The sequence below is a fragment of the Mesorhizobium intechi genome (genome assembly GCF_002879535.1).
In the GTDB taxonomy this organism is placed as follows: Bacteria; Pseudomonadota; Alphaproteobacteria; order Rhizobiales; family Rhizobiaceae; genus Mesorhizobium; species Mesorhizobium intechi.
This window is the reverse complement of record NZ_PNOT02000204.1, coordinates 1-4,591: the sequence shown is the minus strand read 5'-3', so window position 1 is coordinate 4,591 and position 4,591 is coordinate 1. Positions and strand designations below refer to the sequence as shown.

General features: G+C 61.5%; 6 protein-coding genes. 5 read left to right on the top strand and 1 reads right to left on the bottom strand.

Translation table 11 applies throughout. The features are described 5' to 3' along the window. Nucleotides 1–243: 243 nt before the first annotated feature. From prfB to C1D09_RS17210, 5 genes are all read left to right on the top strand, one after another. Nucleotides 244–1,375 (top strand): peptide chain release factor 2 gene (gene prfB / locus C1D09_RS17230; protein WP_143975445.1). Its coding sequence is split into 2 segments (ribosomal slippage): nucleotides 244–309 and nucleotides 311–1,375, totalling 1,131 coding nucleotides; the frame shifts between segments, so codons are not numbered across the junction. 306 nt (nucleotides 1,376–1,681) lie between these two features. Next, nucleotides 1,682–2,059 (top strand): hypothetical protein, encoded by a 378-nt coding sequence (locus C1D09_RS17225; protein ID WP_143975444.1) that lies wholly within the window; start codon nucleotides 1,682–1,684, stop codon nucleotides 2,057–2,059. Nucleotides 2,060–2,166: 107 nt separating this feature from the next. Further along, the gene (locus C1D09_RS17220) at nucleotides 2,167–2,535 is read left to right on the top strand and encodes a GFA family protein (RefSeq protein ID WP_143975446.1); all 369 of its coding nucleotides are present in this window, start codon (nucleotides 2,167–2,169) and stop codon (nucleotides 2,533–2,535) included. 125 nt (nucleotides 2,536–2,660) lie between these two features. Next, nucleotides 2,661–3,311 carry a YiaD family glycine zipper/OmpA-like lipoprotein gene (locus C1D09_RS17215; protein ID WP_143975443.1) on the top strand — a complete coding sequence of 217 codons (651 nt, stop codon included), beginning with the start codon at nucleotides 2,661–2,663 and terminating at the stop codon, nucleotides 3,309–3,311. A gap of 243 nt (nucleotides 3,312–3,554) precedes the next feature. Continuing rightward, complete coding sequence (locus tag C1D09_RS17210; RefSeq protein WP_143975442.1) at nucleotides 3,555–4,163, top strand: hypothetical protein; 609 nt, start codon at nucleotides 3,555–3,557, stop codon at nucleotides 4,161–4,163. Nucleotides 4,164–4,345: 182 nt separating this feature from the next. Here the strand turns inward: C1D09_RS17210 and C1D09_RS17205 are convergent. Next, nucleotides 4,346–4,591 (bottom strand): DegT/DnrJ/EryC1/StrS family aminotransferase (locus C1D09_RS17205; RefSeq protein WP_208760398.1); only part of this gene is annotated, 246 nt, incomplete at its 5' end.

Here is a 4,591-nt window from a genome sequence, read left to right as displayed (position 1 = left end):
CCCGCCGACAGCTATTGGGTGATCGGCATGGGCGCCGACGGCTCCAACGCGTCGGGCGGCGCACTGTCGCCGCAGGCCAACCAGGCGATCCAGGACGGCGGCGGCGGGCTCTACTGACGAGGCCGGCTGCGGATCGCTGGGCTGGCCTGGGGCCGGCCCATTTCGCTTTACACATGGCGGCGCCGTCCCTATGTATCGCGCCGACCGAAGTGTCACTTCAGCAACAGGACCAAATACCAGGCCATGCGCGCGGAAACGCAGAATATTGTCGATGAGATCAGGCAGGCGATAACCCTGCTGAGGAGGCATCTTTGACTGGGATCAGGCCATAAAGCGGCTTGAATACCTGAATGTGCGGGCCGAGGACGCCAGCCTCTGGAACGAACCACTGGAAGCTCAGAAGCTGATGCGCGAGCGCCAGGGCCTCGAGGAGGGCATCGCCGCGGTCAAGGGCCTGACCCAGGCGCTGGAAGACAATGTCGGCCTGATCGAGCTCGGCGAGGAAGAGGGCGACGAGGGCGTCATCGCCGAGGCCGAGGCGGCAATCCGCTCGATGCAGGGCGAGGCCAAGGCCCGCCAGGTCGAAACACTGCTTTCGGGTGAAGCAGACGCCAACGACACCTATCTCGAAATCCATGCCGGCGCCGGCGGTACCGAAAGCCAGGACTGGGCCTCGATGCTTTTGCGCATGTACACGCGCTGGGCCGAACGCCGCCGCTTCAAGGTCGAGGTGCTGGAAGTGCATGACGGCGAGGAAGCCGGCATCAAGTCCGCGACGCTGATGATCAAGGGCCACAATGCCTATGGCTGGCTGAAGACCGAATCCGGCGTCCACCGCCTGGTCCGCATTTCACCCTATGACAGCAATGCGCGCCGGCACACCTCCTTCGCCAGCGTCTGGGTCTATCCCGTCATCGATGACACGATCGAGATCGATGTTTCCGAATCGGACGTGCGCATCGACACCTATCGCTCGTCGGGTTCGGGCGGCCAGCACGTCAACACCACCGATTCGGCCGTGCGCATCACCCATATCGCCACCGGCATCGCGGTCGCCTGCCAGGCCGAGCGTTCGCAGCACAAGAACCGGGCGAAGGCCTGGGAGATGTTGCGCTCGCGCCTCTACGAGGAAGAGCTGAAGAAGCGTGAGGCCATCGCCAACGCCACCGAAGCCTCGAAGAGCGACATCGGCTGGGGCCACCAGATCCGTTCCTACGTGCTGCAGCCATATCAGCTGGTCAAGGATCTGCGCACCGGCGTCGAAAGCACCAGCCCGTCGAGCGTGCTCGATGGCGACCTGGACGATTTCATGGAAGCCTCGCTGTCGCAACGCATCGAAGGCGGCGCGGGCGAGGCCGTGGCGGATCTGGACTAACACCGTCCGCCACCAGGCCGTTGCGGCCGCTCGCACTTTCGGGCGGACCAGGGCGGGCTCATCCCTCGCGACGACCGGCCACGGTCGTGAAGGGCGAGGTTTGCTGCCTTGGGCGTCCCGGCAAATGGCGCGGCCACGCAGCAATTTCTTGCGCCGACTCACATTTCGGCTCACCATCCAGGCAGGAAGAGACAAAAGCATTTATGGCCGGTTGCGGCATAACTGCTGACGACTGGCCGCTGGGAAGACACGTTCCGGGAACGGGCAAGCGAAACGCTTGAAACCTCGTTTGAAAGGATCGTTCCCATGTTTGCCGCCAGTTCCAGATCGGCCATCGCCGTTCCATCGGTTGGCCAGCTTGTCATTCCCCTTTGCACGGCGTGTGTCGTCGCGCTCCTGTCGGCGCCGGCCATCGCGCACGACGCCAAGCCGACGGCGGCCAAGCCGCAAGGCTGGAGTTACCCGTTCGCCTGCTGCGCGAATTACGACTGCCACGAGGTGTCGCAGACCTCGATCAGCGAGCGCCCGGAAGGCTATGTCATAAAGGATACCGGGGAGGTGGTGGCCTATAGCGACAGAAGGATCAAGGATTCGCCGGACGGCGAATTCCATTGGTGCGCGCATCAAGCCGGGCTCGATGCCGGCAAGACCATTTGCCTGTTCGTGCCGCCCTCGTCCTACTGAGTTCGCTGCCTGCCGTTCAGGATAGAGCCTGCCGACAGGCAGTTGTCAGGATCGCTTCTTTATGGTGCCCTGCCGCGTGGGCGGCGGACAATGGAGAGGTGATGTTGATGACCATCAAGGGAAGCTGCCACTGCAAGGCGACGACTTTCGAGGTTTCAGAGGCACCGGAAACGGTGACGCAATGCACCTGTTCTTTCTGCTCGAAACGCGGCTCGCTCTGGGCCTATTACACCCCGTCGCAGTTCAAACTCATCACGCCACTGAAGAACGTCTCCTTCTATGAGTGGGGCTCGAAAACCGTGAAACATGGTTTTTGCGCCAACTGCGGCTGCGGCACGTTCACTGAGACGCCGGATTGGTCGACCGGCGAGCCGGATTTCGCCAATCCGAAGATCAGCGTCAACTCGCGGCTGTTCGACGACTTCGATCTCGACACGGTGGAAGTGGTGGTCATTGACGGCAAGAACCTCTGGTAAATGATCCGGGAAAAGCCGTCGCGGGCGCTTTTCCCGTTCCGTTTTTCGCCGCAATTCATGGTACAAGTCGCCGGAAGGGCTGATTTGGCGCCGTCGAAAAGGCGCGACTTGGAGAGGGACCATCTATGAAGAAGACCGTGCTCGTCGGAGTGGCGACGGCTTTGCTCGTGAGCGCCTGCACCACCACCGATCCGTATACGGGCGACCAGAAGATTTCCAACACAGCGGCAGGTGCTGGTCTCGGTGCCCTGGCAGGTGCCAGCCTTGGTCTGCTTGCCGGCGGCAATGACCGCCGCAACGCGCTGATCGGCGCCGGCATCGGTGCGCTGGCCGGCGGCGCCATCGGCGCCACCATGGACCAGAACGAGGCTGAACTGCGCCGGCAGCTCGAGGGCACCGGTGTCAGCGTCACCCGCAGCGGCGACCAGATCATCCTCAACATGCCGTCGGACATCACCTTCAATGTCGATCAGGATGCGGTGAAGCCCGGCTTCTATCCGGTGTTGAACTCGGTCGCTCTGGTGCTGAAGAAATTCAAGCAGACCACGGTCGATGTTTTCGGTCATACCGATTCGACCGGCGGCGACCAGCACAATTTCGATCTGTCGCAGCGCCGCGCCCTGGCGGTTGCCAACTATCTGTCCGGTCAGGGCGTCGATCAGCGCCGCTTCGCCGTCACCGGCTTCGGCAAGACGCGGCCGATCGCCTCCAATGCGACGGCCGCCGGCCGTGAGCAGAACCGTCGCGTCGAGATCCAGTTGTCGCCGCTCACCTGACGATCGGTTTGGCAAACGAATGTGACAGCGGCCCCATGCGGGGCCGTTTTTGCTTGAGCGGCCATCAGTACTCTTCAGCTGTCACGCTTATGAATTAGCAGTGGCTAAATAATATCTTCCCTACAGTCACGGAAAGGAATAGCATCATCGCTGTAGGGGATGAGGCGGTACAACTGGCCGCGCAATCAACATTTTTTCCCGCCTCGGTCTTGCACGGCCAGATGCAATATCTGGGAGGAATGCATGACAAGAACAGCCTGTCTCGGGCGCTGCGGCGTCCTCGCTTTGACTAGTGTTGTGGGTGTGTGGTTGGGGCTCGCCACGGCTCAGGCCGAGGACGCCAAGAAGGCCGACATTGAAGCCTTGAAGAAATCATTGGCCAAGTACGAAGACTACACCGCAGCCGTTCGCGACCTCTATCTGTCGACGGTTGGCTGCGTCTACTACAGCGGAGAAAAGATACCGGGCTCCATGGAATACCCGAAAGGCGCCATGGGCATCCATTTCGTCAATGTCCCAAGTGTCGGGCAGAAGCTTGACCCGATGAAGCCCAACGTCCTGATCTACGAGCCGACCAAGAAGGGTCTGAAGTTGGTCGGCGTGGAATGGCTGGTGCCGTTGACACCGGACGTCAAGGAAGTCCCCACACTGTTTGGCCAGAAATTCATGGGGCCGATGGAAGGACACTATCCGCTTATCCCAAGGGAGTTCGTCCACTACGATCTTCACGCCTGGCTGTTCAGGGACAATCCGAACGGCATGTTCAGCCCGACGAATCCGAACGTGAAATGCAGCAAGGCCGATTTTCCGATGCTGGAGAAGCCGACCAAGATGATGCCAGGGCCAATGTAGCCGTCAGGCAGGCCAATGCCTGTCAGGCCGATCGCTCCATGCGACGGCCGCCGGCCGCGAGCACAACTGTCGCGTCGAAATCAGCTGTCGCCGGTCGCCTGATCTAGACCGGACTGAACACGCAAACGGCCCCTCGCGCGCGGGGCCGTTTCTGTGTTGCGAGACCACTCACGATGTTTGCGTCAGGCCGCTGTCACCGCCTCGGTTAGGATGGAGCAGATACGCGAGATTGCTTCATCCGGAAGATCCGTCCAGCAAGGCAGGCCCAGTTGAGCCGCAACAAGCGTCTCGGTGACCGGCAGTGGTACTCTGGGGAAATGTTCGAACGCTTCGTGCCGATGCAGGCCGCCACCCCACCATCGACGAACACCAATTCCTGCTCGCGTCAGCGCCTTGAGCGCCCTTTCCATCGAATCCGACGGCAGGCC

Bases quoted from the DNA above. Each gene is read 5' to 3' on its own strand.
- C1D09_RS17225 (WP_143975444.1), top strand. From the start codon at position 1,682: ATGTTTGCCGCCAGTTCCAGATCGGCCATCGCCGTTCCATCGGTTGGC.
- C1D09_RS17220 (WP_143975446.1), top strand. From the start codon at position 2,167: ATGACCATCAAGGGAAGCTGCCACTGCAAGGCGACGACTTTCGAGGTT.
- C1D09_RS17215 (WP_143975443.1), top strand. From the start codon at position 2,661: ATGAAGAAGACCGTGCTCGTCGGAGTGGCGACGGCTTTGCTCGTGAGC.
- C1D09_RS17210 (WP_143975442.1), top strand. From the start codon at position 3,555: ATGACAAGAACAGCCTGTCTCGGGCGCTGCGGCGTCCTCGCTTTGACT.